Raw genomic sequence first — 21607 nt, forward strand, 5'->3', positions numbered from 1 at the left:
GTCGAGACGTTGTGTCTGCCGCGACCGCCACCCTCACGCCGTCGGCGCCGCCACCTTCTGGCGCAGACCCAGGATCACCGCGCGGAGCATCTCGGCGCCCGCCGCGCCGGCATCCGGCAGGGTGCCGGTGCGGGAGGCGTAGACCCGCTCGTGCACGAAGGCGAGCTTGGCGATGACCGCGGGCGTCAGCTTGAACGGGTAGAGCGCCGGCTGGCCCATGCTGTGGGACAGCGAGTTGATCGCGTAGGTGAGCGGCAGCCACGCGGCGATCAGCCGGTCGAGGTCGGCCGTGTTGTACGGGTCGAAGTCGATCACGGTCGGCGCCTGCGGCCCGGAAGGCCCCCGCTGGCGCAGGCGCGGGCGCACGTGCAGCTCGAAGGTCGAGGCGGTCTCCACCGTGTCGACGATGTGCAGGTAATGCGCGAAGGTCTCGGCGAAATCCTCCCACGGATGGGCCGTGGCGTAGGCCGAGACGTAGGCTTCGTCCCAGTCGGCGGGGGCGCCCCTCGCGTAGTGGTCCTGCAGCGCCTGGACGTAGTCGCGGCGCTCGTCGCCGAACAGCGCCCGGAAGGCGTCCCAGTCGGGGCTGTTCAGCACCAGCAGGTACCAGAAGTAATGCCCGATCTCGTGCCGGAAATGGCCGAGCAGCGTGCGGTAATGCTCGCCGAACAGGATCCGGCGGCGCTCCCGCTCGACGTCGTCGGCCTCGGCGATGTTCATGGTGATCAGGCCGTTGATGTGGCCCGTCAGCACCGGCGGCCCGCCGGAGACGCTCTCGGACGGGTCGACCAGGAAGTCGAAGGCCAGCCCGTCCGTGTACTGGGCGCGGGTGGCGAGCGGCAGTTCCAGGCGCAGCAGCGAGTAGAACAGCCGGTGCTTGGCCGCCTCGATCTGGCGCCAGCGGGCGAGGTTCCAGGGCTGCGACAGGTCCGGCACCACGCGGTTGTGGCGGCAGGCGGTGCAGTAGATGTCGGGGCTGTCCTCCGGCACCAGCCAGTTGCAGGCCTGCGCGAGGGCGTTGTTGCACAGCCGGTAGCGCCGGCCGGGATCCGCGTAGGCGTGGAAGATCTGCGCGCCGCCCATCAGCGGGTGGGCCGAGAGCCCCTGCGGCTCCAGCGCCGAGACCTCGTGGACCGCGCAGGCGTAGCCCAGCGGCCGCGCGCAGCTCTCGCAGGCGGTCGCCTCGAAGGTGACCGGCTGGTCGCAGGCCTGGCACTGGAAGATCTTCATCGCGCGGTCCCGGGCCGGCGGCCGGCCCACCTGCCGGTCAAGCGGGGCCGGGCGGCAAAGTTCCTGCCAGCGCCCCGGACGGACGGGCGACGCACGGAAATTGCTTGTTGCGCGATCCGTGTCGCATAACCGTGCGGTGGGCGCCGGCGCCAGGGACCGGCAGCGCGACCGCGTTCGATCCTTCCGACGGAGCCATCGTGTCGATCAGAGCCGCCCTGCACCACGTCACGCATTACCGCTACGACCGGCCGATCAGCCTGGGGCCCCAGGTGATCCGCCTGCGCCCGGCCCCCCACGCCCGTACCAAGGTCCCGGCCTACGCGCTCACGGTGACGCCCGCCAACCACTTCCTGAACTGGCAACAGGATCCGAGCGGCAACTGGCTCGCCCGCCTGGTCTTCCCCGAGAAGACCGACGAGCTGAGGATCGAGGTCGACCTCACGGCCGACATGGCGGTGATCAACCCGTTCGACTTCTTCGTGGAGGACTACGCCCAGGTCCGGCCCTTCGCGTACGACCCCGCCCTCGCCGGGGAGCTGGCCCCGTATCTCACGCCCGTCGACGCGGATTGTCCCGAGATGGAGGCGCTGCTGGCCCGTCTCCCGGAGGAGACCAGCACGGTCCAGTTCCTGGTGGCGCTGAACGGCCTGATCGCCCGGGAGACCGCCTACGGCGTCCGCATGGAGCCGGGCGTGCAGACCCCCGCCGAGACCCTGCGGCTGAAGAGCGGCTCCTGCCGCGACTCGGCGTGGCTGCTCGTGCAGGTGCTGCGCCGGATCGGCCTCGCCGCCCGGTTCGTCTCCGGCTACCTGATCCAGCTCGTGCCCGACACGACCGCGGTCGACGGGCCGACCGGCGCGTCGGCGGACTTCACCGACCTGCACGCCTGGGCCGAGGTCTACCTGCCGGGCGCCGGCTGGGTCGGCATGGACGCCACATCGGGCCTGCTCACCGGCGAGGGCCACATCCCGCTCGCCGCGACGCCGCACTACCACTCCGCCGCGCCGATCTCGGGGGCGATGGAGCCGGCCAAGACCACCTTCGACTTCGCGATGACGATCACCCGCGTCGCCGAGACGCCGCGGATCACCAAGCCGTTCTCGGAGGACGTCTGGGCCGCCATGGACGCGCTGGGCGAGCGGGTCGACGCCGACCTCGCCGCGCAGGACGTGCGGCTGACCATGGGCGGCGAGCCAACCTTCGTGGCGGTGGACGATTTCGAATCGCCCGAGTGGAACATCGCGGCCGTCGGCCCGACCAAGCGCGGGCTCGCCGACCGGCTGATCCGGCGCCTGCGCGACCGGTTCGGCCCGGGGGGGCTGCTCCATTACGGTCAGGGCAAGTGGTATCCCGGCGAGAGCCTGCCCCGCTGGGCCTTCGCGCTCTACTGGCGCAAGGACGGCAAGCCGATCTGGCGCGATCCGGACCTGATCGCGCCGGAGGTGGCCGCCGGGGAGGCGGGGCACGCCACCATCGCGCAGGCCGAGGCGCTCGCCGACGCGCTGGCCCGCCGCCTCGGCCTCGCCGACTACGTCTTCCCGGCCTTCGAGGACGGGGAGCTCTGGGAGCGGAAGTCCGCGGAGCTGCCGGTCAACGTCACGCCGGCCGACGCCAAGTCGGGCTCGGTGGAGTTCGACGCCCGGATCAGGCGGGTCTACGCGCGGGGCCTCGGGGAGGCGGCCGGCTACGTCCTGCCGCTGGCGAGCCTGCCCACCGGCAAGGGCGGCGAGGCCGACCGCGTCTGGATCTCGGAGAAGTGGGACTTCCGGCGCGGCGCCGCCTTCTTGGTGCCGGGGGACTCGCCGGTGGGCTTCCGCCTGCCGCTGTCGTCCCTGCCCTACGTGCCGCCGGAGCACTATCCTTACTACCAGCCGCAGGATCCCCTGGAGCCCCGCGCCGCCCTCCCCGACGGACACCCCGGCGCCGCGGTGGTCAACGGCGCCGGCGTCACCGGCGTGGCGGTGCGCACGGCCCTGTCGTTCGAGCCCCGCGACGGGGTGGTGCGGGTGTTCATGCCGCCGGTGCAGCGCGCCGACGAGTATCTCGAACTCGCCGGCCACCTCGAGGCCGCCGCCGCCGCGCTGAAGCTGCCGATCCACCTCGAGGGCTACGAGCCGCCCTACGACCCGCGGATCGGCGTCATCAAGGTGACGCCCGATCCCGGCGTGATCGAGGTGAACGTCCACCCGGCCGCCTCGTGGCGGGAGGCGGTCGCCATCACCACCGACCTCTACGCCGAGGCCCGCCAGACCCGGCTCGGCGCGGAAAAGTTCATGACCGACGGGCGCCACACCGGCACCGGCGGCGGCAACCACGTGGTCATGGGCGGCGTCACGCCGGACGATTCCCCGTTCCTGCGCCGGCCCGACCTGCTCAAGAGCCTCGTGCTCTACTGGCAGCGCCACCCCGCGCTCTCGTACCTGTTCTCGGGCCTCTATATCGGGCCCACGAGCCAGGCGCCGCGCATGGACGAGGCCCGCCACGACGGGCTCTACGAGCTGGAGATCGCGCTGGCCCAGGTGCCGGCTCCGGACGCGCCCAACATCCCGCGCTGGCTCGTCGACCGGATCTTCCGCAACATCCTCGTCGACGTCACCGGCAACACCCACCGGGCCGAGATCTGCATCGACAAGCTCTACTCGCCGGACGGGCCGACCGGGCGCCTCGGCCTCCTGGAGTTCCGCGCCTTCGAGATGCCGCCGGACGCGCGGATGAGCCTCGCGCAGCAGCTCCTGCTCCGCGCCCTCGTGGCGTGGCTGTGGCGCGAGCCGCAGACCGGCGGCTGTGTCCGCTGGGGCACGAACCTCCACGATCGGTTCATGCTGCCGCATTTCCTCTGGTCCGACTTCCTCGCGGTGCTGGAGGATCTCCGGGCGGCGGGGTACGATTTCGATCCGGTCGCCTTCGAGGCGCAGGCCCTGTTCCGGTTCCCGGTCTTCGGCACGGTCGAGCAGGGCGGGGTCCGGATGGAACTCCGCCAGGCGCTGGAGCCCTGGCACGTGATGGGCGAGGAAGGGACCAGCGGGGGCACCGTGCGCTTCGTGGACAGCTCGGTCGAGCGGCTGCAGGTCAGGGTCGAGGGCTTCGTGCCCGAGCGGCACGTCATCGCCTGCAACGGCCGCCGCCTGCCCATGACCTCCACCGGCCGCGGCGGCGAGGCCGTGGCGGGCCTGCGCTTCAAGGCGTGGCAGCCGGCCTCCTCCCTGCATCCGACGATCCCCGCGCACTCGCCGCTGACCTTCGACATCCTCGACGCCTGGAGCGGCCGCTCCCTCGGCGGCTGCCGCTACCACGTCGCCCATCCGGGCGGGCGCAACTACGAGACCCACCCGGTCAACGCCTACGAGGCGGAGGGGCGGCGCCTCGCCCGGTTCCAGCCGAACGGCCACACGCCGGGCCGGCTGGAGATGCCCCGCCCGGAATCGAGCGCCGAGTTCCCGCTGACCCTCGACCTGCGGACGCCGGCCCCGCAATGACCCGCGATGTTCGGACATCCGGGGCGGACACCGGCGCGGTCGACAGAGCGCGACGCGCCCCCGCCCCCGCCCCCGCTCCCGTGCGGGAGAGGGACCCGCGCTCCGCTCTGCGGCCGCGTCGTCGTCCACGCTGCGTGGATCCGCGAGCCGCGATGACCCGGGATCCGTGATGGAGGCGGCGCTCGCGGGCAGCCGCGGCCGGGCCGAGCGGCCGGAGGGCGCGCGCGAGCGCGTCGCCCGCTGGAGCGCGGGCTACCGCCCCGCCCCCGGCCGGCCGGACGAGTTCCTGGGCGCCGACGGCGCGCCCCGCGGGGCGTGGCCGCGCCTGCTCGACCGTCTCGGCGGCCTCACCGAGCCGGAGATCATGGCCCGGTTCGTCGCGGCGGAGCGGCACATCCGGGACGCGGGCATCTCGTTCCGCATCGCCGGCGACCAGCGCGAGCACCCCTGGCCGCTGGGCTGCCTGCCCCTGGTGATCGAGGGGCCGGAATGGGCGGCGCTCAGCGCCGGCATCGTCCAGCGCGCGGAGCTGATGGAGGCGATCCTCGCCGACGCCTACGGCGAGGGCCGGCTGGTCGCCGAGGGGCTTCTCCCCGCCGCGATCGTGGCCGGCACGCCCGAGTTCCTGCACCCGCTCCACGGGGTCGCGCCCCCCGGCGGCCACTACCTCAAGCTCTACGCGGCCGATCTCGGCCGGGGACCGGACGGGCGCTGGCAGGTGCTCGCCGACCGGACCCAGGCGCCCTCGGGCCTCGGCTGGGCGCTGGAGAACCGCATGGTCCTGGCCCGGACCTTCCCGGACTTCTTCCAGGACCTCCACGTCGAGCGCCTGCCGGCCTTCTTCCAGGCGTTCCGCGACGGGCTGGCGCTGGGGGCGGAGCGCGCCGACCCGCGGATCTGCCTGCTGACCTCCGGCCCCTACAGCAGCACCTACGTCGAGCAGGCGGCGCTCGCCCGCTACCTCGGCCTGATGCTGGTGGAGGGCGACGACCTCGTCATGCGCGACGGGCGCCTGCACGTGCGCACCGTCTCGGGCCTGAAGCGGGCCGACGCCCTGTGGCGGCGGATCGACGCCGACTTCCTCGACCCCCTGGAGCTGAACCCGGCCTCGCGCCTCGGCGTGCCCGGCATCCTCGACGCCCTGCGCAACGGCTCCCTGGTGATGGCCAACATGCCGGGCGCGGGGCTCGTCGAGTCGGCCGCCCTCGCCCCCTACCTCGACGGCATCGCCCGGCGCGTCCTCGGCGAGCCCCTGCGGCTCGGCCATCCGCGCACGTGGTGGTGCGGCGACCTCGAGGGCCTGGCGCACGCGCGGGCCAACCTCGACAGCCTGATCCTGCGCCCGGCCGCCACGCCCCAGCGCGGGGCGGGGCGCGACGCGATCCTGGCCGGCCCGGTCCTGGCAGCCGAGCGCGAGCGGGTCGTGGCGGCCCTGCGCGACCGGCCCTTCGACTACGTCGCCCAGGAGGCGGCGCCGCTCTCGACGATGCCGGGCTGGGAGCGCGGCCCGGACGGCCTGTTCCTGACGCCCCGCCCCTTCGTGGTCCGCGTCTTCGCCGCGCGGACGCCCCTCGGCTGGCAGGTCATGCCCGGCGGCTTCTGCCGGGTCTCGGAGCGCGAGGACGTCGACCCGATCGAGCTGCGGCTCGGCATCCGCTCCGCCGACGTCTGGGTCCTGTCCGAGGAGCCGGTCGCCGCGCCCCTGATCGGCACGCAGGCGGCGCCGCGGGTGCGGCGGGTCGGCGGGCACCTTCCCGCCCGGGCCGCCGACGGCCTGTTCTGGCTCGGCCGCTACCTGGAGCGCGGCGAGGCGGTGATCCGGCTGGTGCTGGCCCACCTGCGCAGCGTCGGCGACGCCGTCGGGACCGACATCTCGGGCGCCCTCGACACGCCGGCGGCCCTGGCGCTCCGGGCGCTGCTGCACGAGTGGGGCGCCATCGCGGCCGCCGACCTGCCGACCGCCCGCCTCGCCCAGGAGGCGCTGGCCGGGCGCGACCGGCCGGGCTCGGCCCGGTCCCACATCATCGCGGCCCGCCGCAACGCCGCCGCGCTCCGCGCCCGCCTGTCGGGCGAGGCGTGGCGGGTGCTCGCCGACCTGAACGAGTTCCTGTCCCTCAACACCGAGCGGGCCTTCACCGAGTCGCAGCTCGCGGGCCGGGCCGAGCGGGCCCTGAGCCAGCTCGCGGCGCTCGCCGGCCTCACCCACGAGAACATGAGCCGCGCCGAGGGCTGGCACTTCATCGAGCTCGGGCGGCGGATCGAGCGGGCGATCAACACCGGCGCCTTCGCGCTGGCCTTCGCCAACGACGAGGCGACCCCCGGCTGCCTCGGGGTGATGCTGTCCCTGTGCGATTCGCAGATCAGCTACGGGCGGCGCTACCTGCAGGGGGCGGCCCTCGACCCCGTGCGCGACATGGTGCTGCTCGACCCCTACAACCCGCGCTCGATCGCCTTCCAGGCGGAGGCGATCACCCGGCACCTCGCCGACCTGCCGGCGCTCGCCGCGGACGGGATCCCCGAGCCCCATTGCCGCCTCGCGACCCGGATCCTGGCGGAGTTGCGCAGCGGCGAGGCCGCGGATTTCGACGCCGTGCGCCTGACCGCGCTCGCGACCGACCTCGAGCGCCTCGCCGACGGCATCGCGGCCCGCTATTTCCCCACCGGGCCGAACGCGCTGCGCCCCGAGAAGCTGACGGGGCTCGCGTGATCTACACGCTGCGCCACCGCACCGCCTACCGCTACGGCCGGCCGGTGCACTTCGCCCGCTGCACCCTGCGGCTCAAGCCGCAGGATTGCGAGGGCCAGAGCGTGCTGGCGAGCGCGGTCACGATCGACCCGAGCCCCGCCCGCGCGGTGATGCGGCGCGACTATCTCGGGATCGACGCGGTGGCGATCACCCTGGAGACGCCCCACACCACCTTCAGCGTCGAGGCGCTCTCCACCGTGCGGGTCGAGCGCCCGGCCCCGCCGCCGCCCGAATCCGGGATGGCCTGGGAGCGGGTCCGCGACGCCGTTCTCGCCGGGCGCGACCTCGGCGGCCGGGCGCCGGTGCATTTCCTGTTCCCGAGCGGCCGGGTGCCGCTGCTGCCCGCGATCACCGACTACGCGCGGCCGAGCTTCGCCGCCGGCCGCAGCGCCTACGGGGCGGCCCACGACCTGATGCTGCGGATCGGCCGGGATTTCCGCTTCGATTCCAAGGCCACCACCGTCTCGACGCCGCTCGCCGACTCCTTCGCGCTCCGGGCCGGGGTCTGCCAGGACTTCGCCCACGTGATGATCGCGGCCCTGCGCGGCATGGGCCTGCCCGCGGCCTATGTCAGCGGCTACCTGCGCACGGTGCCGCCGCCCGGCCGCCCGCGCCTGCGCGGGGCGGATGCGAGCCACGCCTGGGTGGCGGTCTGGTGCGGCACCGGCTGGCTCGGCCTCGACCCGACCAACGGCGTCGCGGTGCGGGACGACCACATCGTGGTGGCCCGCGGCCGCGATTACGGCGACGTGGCGCCGGTCGACGGCATCGTCAGCGGCTCGGGCAAGCAGCGCCTCAAGGTCGAGGTCGACGTCATCCCCGACACCGAGACGCGGGATCTCGCGCTGGTGGGATGAGGTGACGCTCCGTCATCGCGAGCGCAGCGAAGCGACCCAGGGCGGCGCGACATCCCCGAAGGTGGCGCGACACCGGATCGCTCCGCTCCGCCCGCAAGGACGGGGATGTCGAGGACGCCACCCTCACCACATCGACTTGGCCGCCCGCTCCGGCCATTCCGCGTCGTAGCGCTGGCCGCCGACCTCGCCCGCGGTCAGCGCCGCCAGGATCGCCCCCGGCGTCGGCAGGCTTCCCGGGTCGACGCGGGCTTCCGGATCCCACAGCCCGGCCCGGATGATCGCCCGGGCGCACTGGAAGTACACCTCCGCGACGGTGATCACGAGGGCGGTGCGCGGCGCGTGGCCGTCGACCCGGAACGAGGCGAGCAGGTCCGGGTCGGCCGAGATCACCGCCCGGCCGTTCACCCGCAGCGTCGTGCCGGATCCCGGGATCAGGAACAGCAGCGCCACCCGCGGGTCGCGCACGACGTTGCGGAGCGAGTCGATCCGGTTGTTGCCCCGCCGGTCGGGCAGGATCAGCGTGCGCGGGTCGGCGACCCGCACGAAGCCCGGCCGGTCCCCGCGCGGGCTGCAATCGAGCCCCTCGGGACCGGCGGTCGCCAGCACCGCGAAGGGCGAGGCCGCGATCAGCGCCGCGTAGTCCGGCGTGATCGCGGCCGCCACCTTCACCGTCGAGGCGGGTGCCAGGGGCGCGCTGTAGAGCGCCTCCAGCGCGGCGAGATCGTCGACGATCATTGCGCCCTCACGCGACCGGGGCGGCCTTGCCGGCCGCGAAGGCTTCGTGCTCGGCGACCAGCGCCCCCGACAGCGCCGAGGCGATCAGGCCCCGGGTCTCGTCGACGCCGTAGAGGGCCACGAAGGAGCCGAACCGGGGTCCGCGCGCCTCGCCGAACAGCACGTTGTAGAGGCTCGTGAACCACGCCTGCGACACGCCGGGCCGCCCGTCCGGGCTTTTGGCCTTGCCGGACGTGTCGGGGAAGTGGCGCCGGCCGACCTCGTAGACCGCCGCCTGCAGGGCCTCCGGGTCGGTCGAGCCGGCATGGTCCCCGAGCGTCTCCGACAGGTCCTCCAGGGCGGCCCGCTCCTCGGGCGTCGGCGCCCGGTAGGTCTTGGCCGGCCGCACGAAGTCCGAGAAGAACTTCAGGGCGTGCTTCACCAGCCGGTCGAGGCCCGGATGGGTCTCCGGCCCGGTCTGCGGCGCGTAGCGGCGGATGAAGCCCCACAGCACCGCCGGGTCCTCGGTGTTGGCCACCGCGGCGAGGTTGAGCAGCATCGCGAGGGTCAGGCTCGCGCCTTCGACCTTCTCGGGCTCCGGCGGGTTGCCGGCGTGGAGGTGCCAGACCGGGTTGCCCAGCCGCAGCTTCGCGTCCTGGCCGGCGTAGCGGTCGAGGAAGCCGATATACTCGTCGACGTGCCGGGGGATCACGTCGAAGAACAGGCGCTTGGCCTCGCGCGGCTTGTTGTACATGAACAGGGCGAGCGATTCCGGCGTGCCGTAGGTGAGCCACGCGTCGATCGTCAGGCCGTTGCCCTTCGACTTGGAGATCTTCTGGCCCTTCTCGTCGAGGAACAGCTCGTAGTTGAAGCCCTCCGGCGGCTCGCCGCCGAGCGCCCGGGCGATCTTGGCCGAGAGCTTGACCGAATCGATCAGGTCCTTGCCGGCCATCTCGTAATCGACGCCGAGCGCCACCCAGCGCATCGCCCAGTCGGGCTTCCACTGCAGCTTGGCGTGGCCGCCGGTCACCGGAGTCTCGTAGCGCTCGCCCGTGGCGGGATCGCGCCACACGATCGTGCCGCTCTCCGCCCTCACCTCGTCGATCGGCACCTGCATCACGTGGCCGGTGACCGGGTGGAGCGGCAGGAACGGCGAGTAGCTCGCCGAGCGCTCGGCCCGCAGCGACGGCAGCATGATCTCCATCACGGAATCGTAGCGCTCCAGCACGCGCAGCAGCGTCGCGTCGAACACGCCCGCGCGGTAGCACTCGGTCGCCGAGCGGAACTCGTAACTGAAGCCGAAGGCGTCGAGGAAGCGGCGCAACTCGGCGTTGTTGTGCGCGCCGAAGCTGTCGTGGGTGCCGAACGGGTCCGGCACGCGGGTGAGCGGCTGGTTGAGGTGCGCGGCCAGCATCTCCCGGTTCGGGACGTTGTCGGGAACCTTGCGCAGCCCGTCCATGTCGTCCGAGAAGGCGATCAGCCGGGTCGGAGCCGCGTCGCGGGTGAGCACCCGGAAGGCGTGGCGCACCATGGAGGTGCGGGCGACCTCGCCGAACGTGCCGATATGCGGCAGGCCCGACGGGCCGTAGCCGGTCTCGAACAGCACCTCGGTCTTGCCGGATTTCTCCAGCCGCGCCACGAGCTTGCGCGCCTCCTCGAAGGGCCAGGCGGCGGCGTTGGCGGCGGCCTCGATCACGTCGGCGTCGAGGGTCAGGGCTGGGGGAGCGGCGGGCATGTCGTTGGAGACGATCTTCAGGGCTGAACGCGTTGGGGAGCGCGCACCCTAGAGCGGTTCGCATCGGAGCGGAACGCCCGGAGGTGCAATGCGGGGTTCCATCGCGGGCTCGCGCGTGAGGCCAGTGCGTGCGGCCTATGACAGTGTGGGCCGGTTTCGGGTTGGCAGACGCACGCCCGATCCGCTCGGCTTCCTGCGCGTGCCAGGCCGAGTCGCGAATCCCGGATCTCCGAATCTCGCCCTCATCCTGAGGTGCCGCAGCGCAGCGGAGGCCTCGAAGGAGCCCTCCAGTGACCGCTGCGCTGGCTGGAGCTCTCCTGCGAGGCCGCTGCGCGGCACCTCAGGATGAGGGCGAGGAGGGGAAGTCCCGAGTCGAACAGGCTCTCGGCGCCGAACCTTGGCCCAGATGGCGCGGATCTCCGCATCGGTGGCGCGATCGCCGCGCGCCTCGGCGGCCCCGGATTCGTCGAGCTCCGCCTCTTCCTCCGGGGTGAACCGGTAAACCGGGGCCTCGTCCCCCGCGAAGGCCAGCATGAGCCGCGCGCTCTCGTCCTGGAGATCCGGGGACGGGTCGCGCCTTCGCCACCGCCCGCTCGAGCAGATCCGCCACGGTGCCGTCCGCGTGCCGTCCGACAACCGAAGCCCGGCAGCAGGATCCCCATTCCTGCTGGCGACGAAAGCCCTCAGAACGGGCTGACGGGGAAGAACCGCAGGTACAGCTCGGTGTACTTGCCGTCGTCCCAGACCCGCTGGAGCGCGTCGTCCAGCGCCCGGGAGAGGGCGGCGTCCTCCTGGCGGGTGATCAGGCCGATCCCCTCCCCGAAATAGCGGTTCTCGAGGTAGTCGCCGCCGGTGAGCGCGCAGCAACTCTCCGCGTCCTGGCCGCCGACGAACAGGGCGAGGTTGAGGCCGTCGGCGAACAGGTAGTCGATCTCGCCGCGCTTGAGCGCGCTCTCGGCCGCCGTGAGATCGGTGAAGTCCTTCGGCACGGCCTTCGGGAAGAACGCCTTGAGGTAGGCCGCGTGGGCGCTGCCGGCGATGACCCCGACGCTGCGGCCGGCGAGCGCCGCCGCGGAGGGGACCGGCAGGCCCTTGTCGGCCCGGGCCGCGAAGCGCGCCGGCCAGCGGAAATACGGCCGCGTCGCCAGGAATCGCGACCGCAGGGACGCGGTCAGCGGGATGGCGGCCGCGACCACGTCGCCCTGCTTGCCGTCGAGGGCGTCGAGCAGGGTGTCGAAGCGGCGCGCCTGCACCGTGCAGGTGATCGTCAGCTTCTCGCAGACCGCCCGGGCGAGCTCGACCACGAAGCCCGTCGGGTTGCCGTCGGGGCCGGCGAAGTGCAGCGGCGGGAACTCGTCGTCCGTGAGGAAGCGGACCGCCCGGCCGGTCTGCGGCGCCTCGATCCGCTCGCCCCGGCTGCGCGGGTTCCAGAAATCCGGGATCGTGACGGCGGGGGTGGCGGTGACGCCCGTGGCCGGCGCGGCCGGGGGCGCCGCGGCGGCGGCCGGCCCCGCGAGGAGCGCCGCGACCGCGGCCGCCGCGATCCGGGATGGGATGGCTGTCCTATCGCCTCTTGACGACGGGGACGGGGCGGTGCTCCTCTCGGAGCGCGGGGGCGGGGACTGGCTCACCCCCCTCCTCTACCACGTCCTCGGGCCGCCGGGGGAGCGCGCGGCGTGTCGTTCCAGCGCCCGCCCGCGGGGCCGGAGGGCCTGCCGCCGGAGATCGCCTTCCTGCTGGACGAGGGCGTCGACGCGCGGCTGCTGGTCCGGGCCGCCGCCGCGGCGACCGCGGCCGGGACCGACGCGGCGACCGCGCTGATGAATGCCGGCCTGATCGCGGAATCGGCCTACTACGCGGCCCTGGCCCGGGCGCTCGGCGCCCCCTACCTCGACGGCCCGATCCCGTTCGGCCTGGGCCTGCGCTTCCCCGACAGCCTCGTGGCCGGCCTCGCGCCGCTGGCGCCCGGCGCGGTGGCGCCCTGGGTCCTGGCGCCCCGCGGGCGGGCGATCGCGGACCTCCTCGACGCCGCCGGCCGCGCCGCTGGCCACGCCGCCGTGCCGGCGATCACCAGCCCTACCCGCCTGCGCGAGGCCGTGTTCGCGTCCGTGCCCGGGCAGGTGGCGGATCACGCGGCGCACGACCTGCGGCGGCACGGCCCCGAGTGGGCGGCCGCCCCCGAGCCGGCCTTCCGCTGGCTGCTGGTCCTCGCCCTCGGCGGGACCGCCGCGCTCTGCCTGTGCGCGGCGCTGCCGGCCCCGCTGGCGCGCGCGGTGATGACGGCCGGGCAGGTCCTGTTCCTGGCCATGGCGACCCTGCGGATCGCGGCCCTCGCCATCGCGGCACCGGTCGCCGCGGAGGCGGTGGTGCCCCTCGCCGAGGCCGACCTGCCAGTCTACACGATCCTCGTCCCCCTCCACCGCGAGGCGGCGGTGGTGCCGGACCTGCTCAGGGCGCTCTCCGCCCTCGACTATCCGGCCGCCAAGCTCGACATCAAGCTGCTGCTCGAGGCGGACGACGCGGAGACCGCCGCGGCCCTCCCCCGCGACACCCTCCCGGCCCGGTTCGAGGTGATCACGGTGCCGCCGGGCGGCCCGCGCACCAAGCCGCGGGCGCTCAACGCCGCGCTGCCGCTGGCCCGCGGCACCCTGATCACGGTCTACGACGCCGAGGACGTGCCCGATCCCGGGCAACTGCGGCTGGCGGCCGCCCTGTTCGCGCGCCTGCCCGCGCGGACCGCCTGCCTCCAGGGGCGGCTCGTGATCGACAATGCCGGCGATTCGCGCCTCGCCCGTGCCTTCGCCCTCGAATATGCCGGGCTGTTCGACGTGCTGAACCCGGCCTTCGCCCGCTGCGGCCTGCCGGTCCCGCTGGGCGGCACCTCGATGCACCTGCGCACCGTCGTGGTGCGGGCTCTGCACGGCTGGGACGCCCACAACGTAACCGAAGACGCGGATCTCGGCCTGCGCCTCGCGCTGGCGGGCTACACCGTCGGCGACCTTCCCAGCCCTACCTTCGAGGAGGCGCCGGCCCGCCTCGGGCCCTGGCTCGGCCAGCGCACCCGCTGGCTGAAGGGCCTGGTCCAGACGAGCCTCACCCACGGGCGGCACCCGCTGGCCAACGCCCGCAGGCTCGGCGGCCTGGAGACGCTCTGCGCCGCCGCCCTGGTCCCCGGGACGGTGGTCTCGGCGCTCGCCTACCCGGCCTGCCTCGCCGCGGCGGCGTGGTCCTTCCTGGTCCGGGACATCCCGGCCGCCCCCGTCTTCCTGGACAACCTCTCCACGGGGCTCGCCATCACGCTGTTCGGGACGGGGCTCGCCGCCCTGGTCCTGCCCGCCCTCGTCGGCTGCGCCCGGCGCGGCTGGGGGGACCTCGCCCGGTCGGTCCCGTGGATGCCGGTCTACTTCCTGCTGGTCAGCCTCGCCGCGTGGCTGGCGCTGATCGAGCTGGTCCGGGCGCCGCTGCGCTGGAACAAGACCCGGCACGGCCTCGCGCGGACCTCCCGCAGCGGCCGGCGGCGGCGGGCGTACCCTGCGACAGCCTGCGACACCGGGACGTGACCGGGCAGCGGCGGATGCGCGTCGGCTTGATCTGGATCAGTCGCGGGCCCGCGCCGGGCCGCTAGCTTGGCCAGCCGCTCCCGCCCGCGCCGCGGGCGGCCGGTGATTCGCCTCGCGTGGGTCCAAGCGATGCCGGCCTATCACCTCCGACGCACCCTCGAGCACGCGGACGGCCGCTGCGGCCTCGCCTTCGCCAGCGACCGCCTGGAGGCGGACGACGCGGAGGCGGCGATCCGCCGCGCCCGCGACCTGTGCCGGACCGCCGCCAACATGCTCCTGACCGGGGCGGTGCTGACCGATTCCCTCGGCCGGATCCTGTGGTCGTTCACCCTGGCGCTGGCCCGGGAGCCGCTCTGCGTCCGACCGACGAGCTGAGGGCCCCGACGGAACCCGCGCGGATCGGCGCGCCGTGCAACGCCCGCGGCCCGCGCGCCGTTGTCCCGCACGGGCGCGGCCCGGAGAGGCCGAGAGTGCGGCCGAGAGCGCGGCCGAGCGAGCTGCCGGGAGAGCTGCCATGAGCACGATCGCGATCCTGATCGGCACGCAGGCGGGGGCGCGCCTCCTGGCCGCCGCCTCCGAGCGGGAGGCGGCCCTCTCGGCCGAGGCCTTCCTGCTGCGCCTGCCCGTCCGCGCCCTCCCGGCGCCGCTCTGGGTGCAGTGCGCCGACCCGGCGGTCAGCGGCCGCCTCACCGGCTACCTGAACGGCCTGCAGGCCGAGCGGGTACGCGAGCGCGACCCCCGCCGGGTCTGAGGCCCGGCGCTGAGGACCGGCGATCCGCGAGACGCATTTCCCTGCGCCGCGCCGTGCGCTAACCCCGTCCGCATGAGCGAGACACGCGAGGCGGGCCGGTCCGGGGCGAGCGGGGGGCGGGACGCCGATCCCGCCGCGGAGGCGCCCCTGGGCCGGCTCCTGCGCCTGATGGCGACCCTGCGCGATCCCGTCGCCGGCTGCCCCTGGGACGTGGCGCAGAGCTTCGCCACCATCGTGCCCTACACGATCGAGGAGGCCTACGAGGTCGCCGACGCGGTGGCGCGGGGGGACCTCGGCGACCTGCGCGACGAGCTCGGCGACCTGCTGCTCCAGGTGGTGTTCCACGCCCGCATGGCCGAGGAGCGGGGCGCCTTCGCGTTCGACGACGTGGCCCGCGCCATCGGCGACAAGCTGGTCCGGCGCCACCCCCACGTCTTCACCCCGGACGGCGCGCCCCTGCCTGCCGGCTCGCCCCTGCGCGACCCCGCGGCGGTCGAGGCCCAGTGGGCGGCGATCAAGGCGCAGGAGCGGGCGGCCCGGCAGGCGGAGCGGCGGGACGCGGGGCTCGCGCCGGACCCGGCGCCCGACCCCCTCGACGGCGTCGCGCTGGCGCTGCCGGCCCTCGCCCGGGCGGAGAAGATCTCCCGGCGGGCGGCCGCCTACGGCTTCGACTGGGACGACGCCGCCCAGGTCGTCGACAAGGTCCGCGAGGAGACCGACGAGGTCGCCGAGGCCCTGGCGGCGGGCGACCCGGAGGCCCTGTCCGAGGAGATCGGCGACCTCCTGTTCTCGGTGGCGAACCTCGCGCGGCACGCCGGGATCGACCCGGAGACGGCCCTGCGCGACGGCACCGCCAAGTTCGAGCGCCGCTTCGCCGCCATGGCGCGCCATCTCGCGGCGTCCGGGGGCGCCCTCGGCCGCTCCGACCTCGCCGCCATGGAGGCGGCGTGGCGGGCGGCCAAGCGCGACGAGGCGGCGGGACAGGCGTAGCGGCGCTGTCAGGCCGCCCCGCCCTGCCCGCTCGCTCGCGGCCTGAGATGCCGGCTCGTCGCGGCGGATCCGTCGGGCTCCGAAACGGTGATCCGACGCGTTGGCGTTCCGGCGGTCGGGCGTTAAACCCGTGCCATGTTCGACGACGCGGCCGCTCGGCGCTACCTCGCGGGACTGGCCCCCGTGGCGGCGGGGTCGGTGCGCTGGCTCATCTACGATCACGACCGGCAATGGGTCTCGGTCGTGGACGGCGATCTCGTGTCCCTGCGGCAGGATTGCCTGCACGTCCTCGGTGCCACCGAGGAGGCGGACGCCACCGCGTCCCTCGTCGACGCGATCCGCGAGTTCCTCGCCGAAGGGACGGAGCGCACCCCGCAGATCGTCGCCCTCTCGTGCGCCGTGCTGATGCAGAGCGTGGGGGATCTCGACGCGGTCTTCGATCGGATCCGGTCCGGTGTCATGGCAACCCTCGTCTACGCCGAGGACGTCGTGGTCAGGCCCGTCGCCGGGTAGCGCGGATCGGCTCTCGCCCGGACGCGCCGCCCGACCGGGCCGGCTGCCTTCGCGGCTGCCTTCGCGGCGATCCTCCGCGGCGATCCTCCGCGGCGCCCCCGCGCGGCGAGGGCTCGACACGTCGCGGCGCGCGGATATGTTCCGCGCATGCGCTTCACCCTGCCCGTCCTCGCCGCCCTCGCCGTCACCGCCGCCCTGTCCCGGCCCGCCGCGGCCGAGACGATCCTCCAGGAGCGGTTCGGCTGCCACACCCAGGAGGTCACGGACCGCCTGTTCAAGCTGGTCATGGCGGGCGACGAGTCCGGGTTCGGCCAGCTGCTGCAGGGCAGCCTCGCCAGCGGCGAGTGCCGGTCGTTCAAGCCCGGCGAGGAGGTCCGGCTCGAGTCCCGGACGATGAGCTACGGCTGCCTCGCCCTGAAGGACACGCAGGATCGCTGCTACTGGACGCCGCTGAGCGCCATCGAGAAGTCGAACTGACGGCGAACTGACGCCCCCGCGGGGCGGCGGCGAACCGGCGCCCGGAGGCGCCGGCCCGCCCGCGCGGCCGGTGCGCGGTCAGGCGGCCTTCTTCCCCCGGCCCTTCGACGGCTCCGCGTCCGGCTCCGCCCCGCCGGGCTCGCCCGCGGCGTTGATCGACTCGGCGATCTTCGAGAGCAGCGCGTCGGTCCGCTTCTCCTCCTGCAGGGTCTCGTCCAGGAGCTGGGCGGCGTCCGCGTAGCCGAGCTGGGCCGCCCAGGTCTTCAGGGTGCCGTAGCGGGCGATCTCGTAGTGCTCCACCGCCTGGGCGCAGGCGGCCAGCACCGCGTCGGCGGCCGGGCTGTCGGCGAAGTCGTCGAGATCCTCCTCCATCTCCGAGACGATGCCCTGCATCGCCTCGCAGGTCTTGGCCCGGGCCGGCTTGCCGATGATCTCGAAGACCTGCGTCAGGCGCTCCACCTGCTGGGCGCTCTCCTCGGCGTGGGTCTCGAAGGCCTGGCGCAGCTCGTCGTGCTCCGCCGCCTTGGCGGATTTCTTGAGGGCTTTCACCGACTGCTTCTCGGCGTAGTAGACGTCCTTCAGGGTCTCGTAGAAGGCGTCCTGCAGCGTCTTCTGCTTGGCCATTCGGTCTGTCTCCGCTGGGGTCCACGCGCCATGTTCGGCGGCGTCCTCCGGGGAACTCCGGTCCGGCCGGCCGTATCCGGGCGATATCTTCGCCCTGTGGAGGAACCTTTCGGGGCTCAGCCGCCCGCCCCGTCCGGGCGCGGCTTCCGGCTGCCCCGCGGTGCGCCGCCCGGCTTCGGGCGCAGGCGGTCGAGGACCGTTTCCAGGGCGCGCTCCACCGCGTCGCGGTCCGGCACGGTCTCCGGCACCGCGTCCGGCGGAGGCGGGGGCGATCGGCCCGGGTCGCGGCGCTTCGGCATGTCGTCCGCCCGTATCGCCGCCGGGCCGACCGGTCTTCCGGCCCGCGCGGCGGCTTCCGGCCGGTCGATCGGCCAGGATCCTGGGATCAAAGCCTGCCGGGATCCGGGGATCCCGGGATCCTGTGATCAAGGTTCGCGGATGGTTGCCGGCGCGTCGGGATCCGGACCTTTCGGCGGCCGTGCCGGATCACCGGAGATCTCGGTCGCGCCCTGTCCGGACCCGCGGCGGCCGCCGAACGGCCAGTCGATCAGGCCGCCGGCCCAGAGCGCCGCCCAGACGAAGACCGGCTGAAACGCGAGCCGCGGCCCGTGGTACCACCAGGAATCCGGGATGCCCTCGACGTGGACGTGCTCGAACGCGTGCTTGAGGTTCGCCGGGTAGACGCAGACCGCGTAGAGGGCGAGGCCGAGCGCGGCCGCCCGGCGGAACCGCCCGGTGAGGAGGCCGACCGCGCCCGCGATCTCGCACAGGCCGGTCGCCAGGATGACGAGCCGCGGCTGCGGCACCCAGTCGGGCATGAGCGGCAGCATCGCGTCGGTCGCCACGAGGTGGACCACGCCGATGAACCCGTAGGTCGCCGCGAGCGCGTAGCGCAGCCGGCGCCGCCAAGTCTCGATTGACGCCTCGATCGCTCCCTCGGTCACGCGACCGCGTCCTCCGTGACGCCGCAGGCCTGCGCCACGCGGGCGCGCAGGGCCGCCACGAGGCGGGTCACCGCCGGATGGCCGGCGCCCGGGCCGGCGCTCGGGAAGGCCGTGTCGCCGATGGCCGTCACGGGGGCCAGGAGCCGCAGGGAGTTGGTCAGGAACACGGCCTCCGCGCCGAGGAGATCGGGCAGGCCGAGCGACCGTTCCTCGGCCCGCAGCCCGCATCCGGCGGCGAGACCCAGCACCTCCGCCCGCACGATGCCGGCGAGCACGCCGTCCCCGAGCGGGGGCGTCACCAGATTGGCGCCGAACAGGGCGAAGAGATTGCCGGTGCCCGCGCAGGCGACGCGGCCCCGGGTGTTGCGGAACAGCGCCTCGTCGAACCCCGCGGCGGCGGCCTCGCGGGCGGCCAGCACCGCGTCGAGATAGCCCAGCGTCTTCAGGCGGGCGGCGGGGGAGGTGTCGTTGCGGGCGATGGCCGTCGGCCACAGGCGCAGGGGCGCGAAGGACGCGGCCCTGGCGCTCGCGGCCGCGGTGGCGAACAGGGTCGGGTTCGGCGCGTCCGGCGGCCTCAGGCCGCGCGGGCCGGAGCCGCGCGTCAGCGTGGTCCGGATCGCGAGCCGCTCCCCCTGACCCGCGAGGTCCCGCATGGCCGCACGGATCCGCTCGGGTTCGGCGGGGATCCCCAGCGTCTCCGCGGAGGCCACGAGCCGGGCGATATGGGCGTCCTCGAAGGCGACGCGGCCGCCGAGCGCCAGTGCGGTGTCGAACAGGCCGTCGCCGAGCGTCAGGCCGCGGTCGGTGTGGTCGAGCGGAGCCGTGGTTCCGGGCAGAAGCGCCCCGTCACGCCACAGCATCGCGGCGCCCCTCCGGCCTATCCCGCCACGCGCGGGCGAGATCCAGGAAATTGGCGAACAGGGCGTGGCCGCCCTCGGTCAGGACCGATTCCGGGTGGAACTGGATGCCGTAGGTCGGGTGGGTCCGGTGCGACAGCGCCATCACCTCCCCCTCCTGCGAGACCGCGTCGACCGAGAGGTGTCTTTCCATGTCGGGGCCGGGATTCACGACCAGCGAGTGGTAGCGCCCGACCGGCATCGGCGCCGGGATTCCGGAAAACAGGCGCTCGCCGGTATGGGCGATCGGCGTCATCTGCCCGTGGAGGGGGCGCTGTGCCCGCGCGACCGTGCCGCCGAAGGCCGCGCCGATCGCCTGATGGCCGAGGCAGACGCCGAGGATCGGCACCGCGCCCGACAGGTCGCGGATCGCCGGCAGGGAGATCCCGGCCTCCGCGGGGGTGCAGGGCCCGGGCGAGACCACCAGGGCCTCCGGCTCCAGCGCCCGGATGCCGGGGACGTCCAGCGCGTCGTTGCGCACGACCCGGACCGTCTCGCCGAGCTCCTCCAGGTAACGGACGACGTTGAAGACGAACGAGTCGTAATTGTCGAGGACGAGGATCATGCGAAGGCCTCGAACACGCGGGCGGCCTTGGCCAGGGTCTCGTCGTATTCCGGGCCGGGCTCCGACAGCAGCGTCACCCCGCCCCCGGCCTGCAGGACCGCCTGCCGGTCGTCCATGAACACGGTGCGGATCGCGATCGACGTGTCGAGCGCCCCGTCGAAGCCGATCCGGCCGATGGCGCCGCAGTAGAGTTCCCGCGCGTCGCCCTCGATCTCCGTGATGATGTCCATGGCGCGGATCTTCGGCGCGCCCGTGATCGAGCCGCCCGGGAAGGTCCCTTCCAGGAGGTCGAGGGCGTCGAGCCCGTCGCGGAGGTCGCCGGTCACCACCGACACCAGATGGTGGACGTTGGCGTAGGTCTCCAGGCCGCACAGGGTCGGCACGGCGACGGTGCCCGGCCGGCAGACCCGCGACAGGTCGTTGCGCAGCAGGTCGACGATCATGACGTTCTCGGCCCGCTCCTTGACGCTGGCCTGGAGCGCCTCGGCCGCCGCCCGGTCGGCCGCCGGGTCGTCGAGGCGGCGGGCGGTGCCCTTGATCGGGCGCGTCTCCACGTGCCGCCCGTCGAGGCGGATGAACCGCTCCGGCGAGGACGAGGCGACGGTCAGGCCCTCCTGTTCCAGGTAGGCCCCGAAGGTCGCCGGGTTGGTCTCGCGCAGCCGCCGGTAGAGGGCGAACGGGTCGAAGCCGGCCGGCAGGTCGGCGACGAAGCGCTGGGCGATGTTGGCCTGGTAGATGTCGCCGGCCCGGATGTAGGTGCGGACCTTTTCGACTGCTTCTTCATAGCTTTGGCGGTCGAAGTTCGAGCGCCACGCGAGCGGCTGGGCCGGCCGGGCGGGGGCCGGGACCGGCGGCTCCGCGCCGCCGAGCAGGTCGGCGAAGCGGGCGAGCCGCGCCTCCGCGCGGGCCCGCCGCGCGTCCGGCGCGGTCTCGGGGAAACCCGTGGCGACGAGCCGGCCCGTGCCGGCGGCGTGGTCGACGACCAGCGCGGTGTCGTAGAGGTTCAGCGCGATGTCGTCGGTGAGCCCCGCCCGCCGGGCGGGCGGCGCCACCCGCTCCAGCGCCGCGCCGAGGTCGTAGGCGAGGTACCCGATCGCCCCGCCGGGGAACGGCTCCGGGCCTGCCTCGAGCCGGTAGGGTTCGAGGCAGGCCCGGAGCGCGGCCATCGGGCCGCCCGCCACCGGCCGCCCGTCGAGGGTCGCGCGCCCGTCGCGGTAGCGGAACCGCGCGAACGGGTCGGCGGCCACGATCGAGTGCCGCCCCAGCGGGTCGTGCCGCATGGCGCTGTCGAGGAAGGCGAGCCCGGGCAGGGCTCGCAGCCGCGCCGCCGCCGCGACGGGATCGATGAAGGGGATCTCTCGGGTCCACATGACCGGGTTCGGGGCCGCCATCCTCGAGCTGTGCGTCGTGCGCTGCCGTCGCACAGGCGATGCCGCGGGGGAAGCGGCAGTTCCACGCAGGCCCCGCCGCCGCGCGCGGGCGGGCCGTGTCCGGGGCGCAGGGCCGCGCCGCCCAATCCTGATGTGGGG

19 protein-coding genes are annotated in these 21607 nt (G+C 74.2%); 9 read left to right on the plus strand and 10 right to left on the minus strand.

All coding sequences use genetic code 11. The annotated features are described in order from the left end of the window. Nucleotides 1–33: 33 nt before the first annotated feature. Nucleotides 34–1230 carry a zinc-binding metallopeptidase family protein gene (locus ACQKQD_RS20900; protein ID WP_026604947.1) on the minus strand — a complete coding sequence of 399 codons (1197 nt, stop codon included), beginning with the start codon at nt 1228–1230 and terminating at the stop codon, nt 34–36. A gap of 197 nt (nt 1231–1427) precedes the next feature. Here ACQKQD_RS20900 and ACQKQD_RS20905 point away from each other — a divergent pair, with 197 nt between their 5' ends. From ACQKQD_RS20905 to ACQKQD_RS20915, 3 genes are all read left to right on the plus strand, one after another. After that, nucleotides 1428–4706 (plus strand): DUF2126 domain-containing protein, encoded by a 3279-nt coding sequence (locus ACQKQD_RS20905; protein ID WP_427509447.1) that lies wholly within the window; start codon nt 1428–1430, stop codon nt 4704–4706. 169 nt (nt 4707–4875) lie between these two features. Then, complete coding sequence (locus tag ACQKQD_RS20910) at nt 4876–7413, plus strand: circularly permuted type 2 ATP-grasp protein (protein WP_427509448.1); 2538 nt, start codon at nt 4876–4878, stop codon at nt 7411–7413. Continuing rightward, entirely contained in the window at nt 7410–8309 is a 900-nt protein-coding gene (locus tag ACQKQD_RS20915; RefSeq protein ID WP_091677708.1) for a transglutaminase family protein, read from the plus strand. The genes ACQKQD_RS20910 and ACQKQD_RS20915 overlap by 4 nt, the downstream gene beginning before the upstream one ends. Before the next feature lie 123 nt (nt 8310–8432). Here ACQKQD_RS20915 and ACQKQD_RS20920 read toward each other — a convergent pair whose 3' ends face one another. From ACQKQD_RS20920 to ACQKQD_RS20930, 3 genes are all read right to left on the minus strand, one after another. Further along, nucleotides 8433–9044, minus strand: coding sequence for a pyridoxamine 5'-phosphate oxidase family protein (locus ACQKQD_RS20920; protein WP_020093309.1), 612 nt, complete (start codon nt 9042–9044; stop codon nt 8433–8435). 7 nt (nt 9045–9051) lie between these two features. Further along, nucleotides 9052–10758: a lysine--tRNA ligase gene (locus ACQKQD_RS20925; protein ID WP_427509449.1), complete on the minus strand. Its 1707-nt coding sequence runs from the start codon at nt 10756–10758 to the stop codon at nt 9052–9054. 683 nt (nt 10759–11441) lie between these two features. Continuing rightward, nucleotides 11442–12389 carry a transporter substrate-binding domain-containing protein gene (locus ACQKQD_RS20930; RefSeq protein WP_354455408.1) on the minus strand — a complete coding sequence of 316 codons (948 nt, stop codon included), beginning with the start codon at nt 12387–12389 and terminating at the stop codon, nt 11442–11444. 45 nt (nt 12390–12434) lie between these two features. On the opposite strand from ACQKQD_RS20930, the gene ACQKQD_RS20935 reads away from it, so the two are divergent. The 6 genes from ACQKQD_RS20935 (at nt 12435) to ACQKQD_RS20960 (ending at nt 17049) form a co-directional block, all read left to right on the plus strand. Continuing rightward, nucleotides 12435–14318, plus strand: coding sequence for a glycosyltransferase family 2 protein (locus ACQKQD_RS20935; RefSeq protein WP_427509450.1), 1884 nt, complete (start codon nt 12435–12437; stop codon nt 14316–14318). 129 nt (nt 14319–14447) lie between these two features. Beyond that, on the plus strand, nt 14448–14693 hold the full coding sequence (locus ACQKQD_RS20940) for a hypothetical protein (RefSeq protein ID WP_042672728.1): 246 nt from the start codon (nt 14448–14450) through the stop codon (nt 14691–14693). Nucleotides 14694–14832: 139 nt separating this feature from the next. Beyond that, a complete protein-coding gene (locus ACQKQD_RS20945) occupies nt 14833–15069 on the plus strand; it encodes a hypothetical protein (RefSeq protein ID WP_091926320.1) in 237 nt (78 codons plus the stop codon). Between the two features lie 72 nt (nt 15070–15141). Continuing rightward, entirely contained in the window at nt 15142–16059 is a 918-nt protein-coding gene (gene mazG, locus ACQKQD_RS20950; RefSeq protein ID WP_427509451.1) for a nucleoside triphosphate pyrophosphohydrolase, read from the plus strand. Nucleotides 16060–16194: 135 nt separating this feature from the next. Next, complete coding sequence (locus tag ACQKQD_RS20955; protein ID WP_042672730.1) at nt 16195–16572, plus strand: hypothetical protein; 378 nt, start codon at nt 16195–16197, stop codon at nt 16570–16572. A gap of 147 nt (nt 16573–16719) precedes the next feature. Continuing rightward, nucleotides 16720–17049: a hypothetical protein gene (locus ACQKQD_RS20960; protein WP_042672732.1), complete on the plus strand. Its 330-nt coding sequence runs from the start codon at nt 16720–16722 to the stop codon at nt 17047–17049. Nucleotides 17050–17127: 78 nt separating this feature from the next. Here ACQKQD_RS20960 and ACQKQD_RS20965 read toward each other — a convergent pair whose 3' ends face one another. The 6 genes from ACQKQD_RS20965 to pabB all read right to left on the minus strand — a co-directional run bounded on the left by ACQKQD_RS20965 (nt 17128) and on the right by pabB (nt 21448). Beyond that, nucleotides 17128–17673 (minus strand): ferritin-like domain-containing protein, encoded by a 546-nt coding sequence (locus tag ACQKQD_RS20965; protein WP_042672733.1) that lies wholly within the window; start codon nt 17671–17673, stop codon nt 17128–17130. 116 nt (nt 17674–17789) lie between these two features. Next, nucleotides 17790–17972 (minus strand): hypothetical protein, encoded by a 183-nt coding sequence (locus ACQKQD_RS20970; protein ID WP_026604943.1) that lies wholly within the window; start codon nt 17970–17972, stop codon nt 17790–17792. A gap of 126 nt (nt 17973–18098) precedes the next feature. After that, nucleotides 18099–18617, minus strand: a complete 519-nt coding sequence (locus ACQKQD_RS20975) for a DoxX family protein (protein WP_427509452.1) — start codon at nt 18615–18617, stop codon at nt 18099–18101. Then, nucleotides 18614–19477: an aminotransferase class IV gene (locus ACQKQD_RS20980; protein ID WP_020093297.1), complete on the minus strand. Its 864-nt coding sequence runs from the start codon at nt 19475–19477 to the stop codon at nt 18614–18616. The genes ACQKQD_RS20975 and ACQKQD_RS20980 overlap by 4 nt, the downstream gene beginning before the upstream one ends. After that, entirely contained in the window at nt 19464–20078 is a 615-nt protein-coding gene (locus ACQKQD_RS20985) for an anthranilate synthase component II (protein WP_354455415.1), read from the minus strand. Before ACQKQD_RS20985 ends, ACQKQD_RS20980 begins: the two co-directional genes overlap by 14 nt. Further along, complete coding sequence (gene pabB, locus ACQKQD_RS20990) at nt 20075–21448, minus strand: aminodeoxychorismate synthase component I (protein WP_091926323.1); 1374 nt, start codon at nt 21446–21448, stop codon at nt 20075–20077. The genes ACQKQD_RS20985 and pabB overlap by 4 nt, the downstream gene beginning before the upstream one ends. Between the last annotated feature and the right edge of the window lie 159 nt (nt 21449–21607).

It is taken from the genome of Methylobacterium sp. NPDC080182, from assembly GCF_050281105.1.
Lineage (GTDB): Bacteria > Pseudomonadota > Alphaproteobacteria > Rhizobiales > Beijerinckiaceae > Methylobacterium.

What these genes read in the sequence shown, in the direction of transcription:
- ACQKQD_RS20920 (WP_020093309.1), bottom strand. Translation starts at nt 9,044, where the DNA reads ATGATCGTCGACGATCTCGCCGCGCTGGAGGCGCTCTACAGCGCGCCC.
- ACQKQD_RS20940 (WP_042672728.1), top strand. Translation starts at nt 14,448, where the DNA reads ATGCCGGCCTATCACCTCCGACGCACCCTCGAGCACGCGGACGGCCGC.
- ACQKQD_RS20955 (WP_042672730.1), top strand. Translation starts at nt 16,195, where the DNA reads ATGTTCGACGACGCGGCCGCTCGGCGCTACCTCGCGGGACTGGCCCCC.
- ACQKQD_RS20960 (WP_042672732.1), top strand. Translation starts at nt 16,720, where the DNA reads ATGCGCTTCACCCTGCCCGTCCTCGCCGCCCTCGCCGTCACCGCCGCC.
- ACQKQD_RS20910 (WP_427509448.1), top strand. Translation starts at nt 4,876, where the DNA reads ATGGAGGCGGCGCTCGCGGGCAGCCGCGGCCGGGCCGAGCGGCCGGAG.
- ACQKQD_RS20980 (WP_020093297.1), bottom strand. Translation starts at nt 19,477, where the DNA reads ATGCTGTGGCGTGACGGGGCGCTTCTGCCCGGAACCACGGCTCCGCTC.
- ACQKQD_RS20965 (WP_042672733.1), bottom strand. Translation starts at nt 17,673, where the DNA reads ATGGCCAAGCAGAAGACGCTGCAGGACGCCTTCTACGAGACCCTGAAG.
- ACQKQD_RS20970 (WP_026604943.1), bottom strand. Translation starts at nt 17,972, where the DNA reads ATGCCGAAGCGCCGCGACCCGGGCCGATCGCCCCCGCCTCCGCCGGAC.
- ACQKQD_RS20945 (WP_091926320.1), top strand. Translation starts at nt 14,833, where the DNA reads ATGAGCACGATCGCGATCCTGATCGGCACGCAGGCGGGGGCGCGCCTC.
- mazG (WP_427509451.1), top strand. Translation starts at nt 15,142, where the DNA reads ATGAGCGAGACACGCGAGGCGGGCCGGTCCGGGGCGAGCGGGGGGCGG.
- ACQKQD_RS20985 (WP_354455415.1), bottom strand. Translation starts at nt 20,078, where the DNA reads ATGATCCTCGTCCTCGACAATTACGACTCGTTCGTCTTCAACGTCGTC.
- ACQKQD_RS20925 (WP_427509449.1), bottom strand. Translation starts at nt 10,758, where the DNA reads ATGCCCGCCGCTCCCCCAGCCCTGACCCTCGACGCCGACGTGATCGAG.
- ACQKQD_RS20900 (WP_026604947.1), bottom strand. Translation starts at nt 1,230, where the DNA reads ATGAAGATCTTCCAGTGCCAGGCCTGCGACCAGCCGGTCACCTTCGAG.
- pabB (WP_091926323.1), bottom strand. Translation starts at nt 21,448, where the DNA reads ATGTGGACCCGAGAGATCCCCTTCATCGATCCCGTCGCGGCGGCGGCG.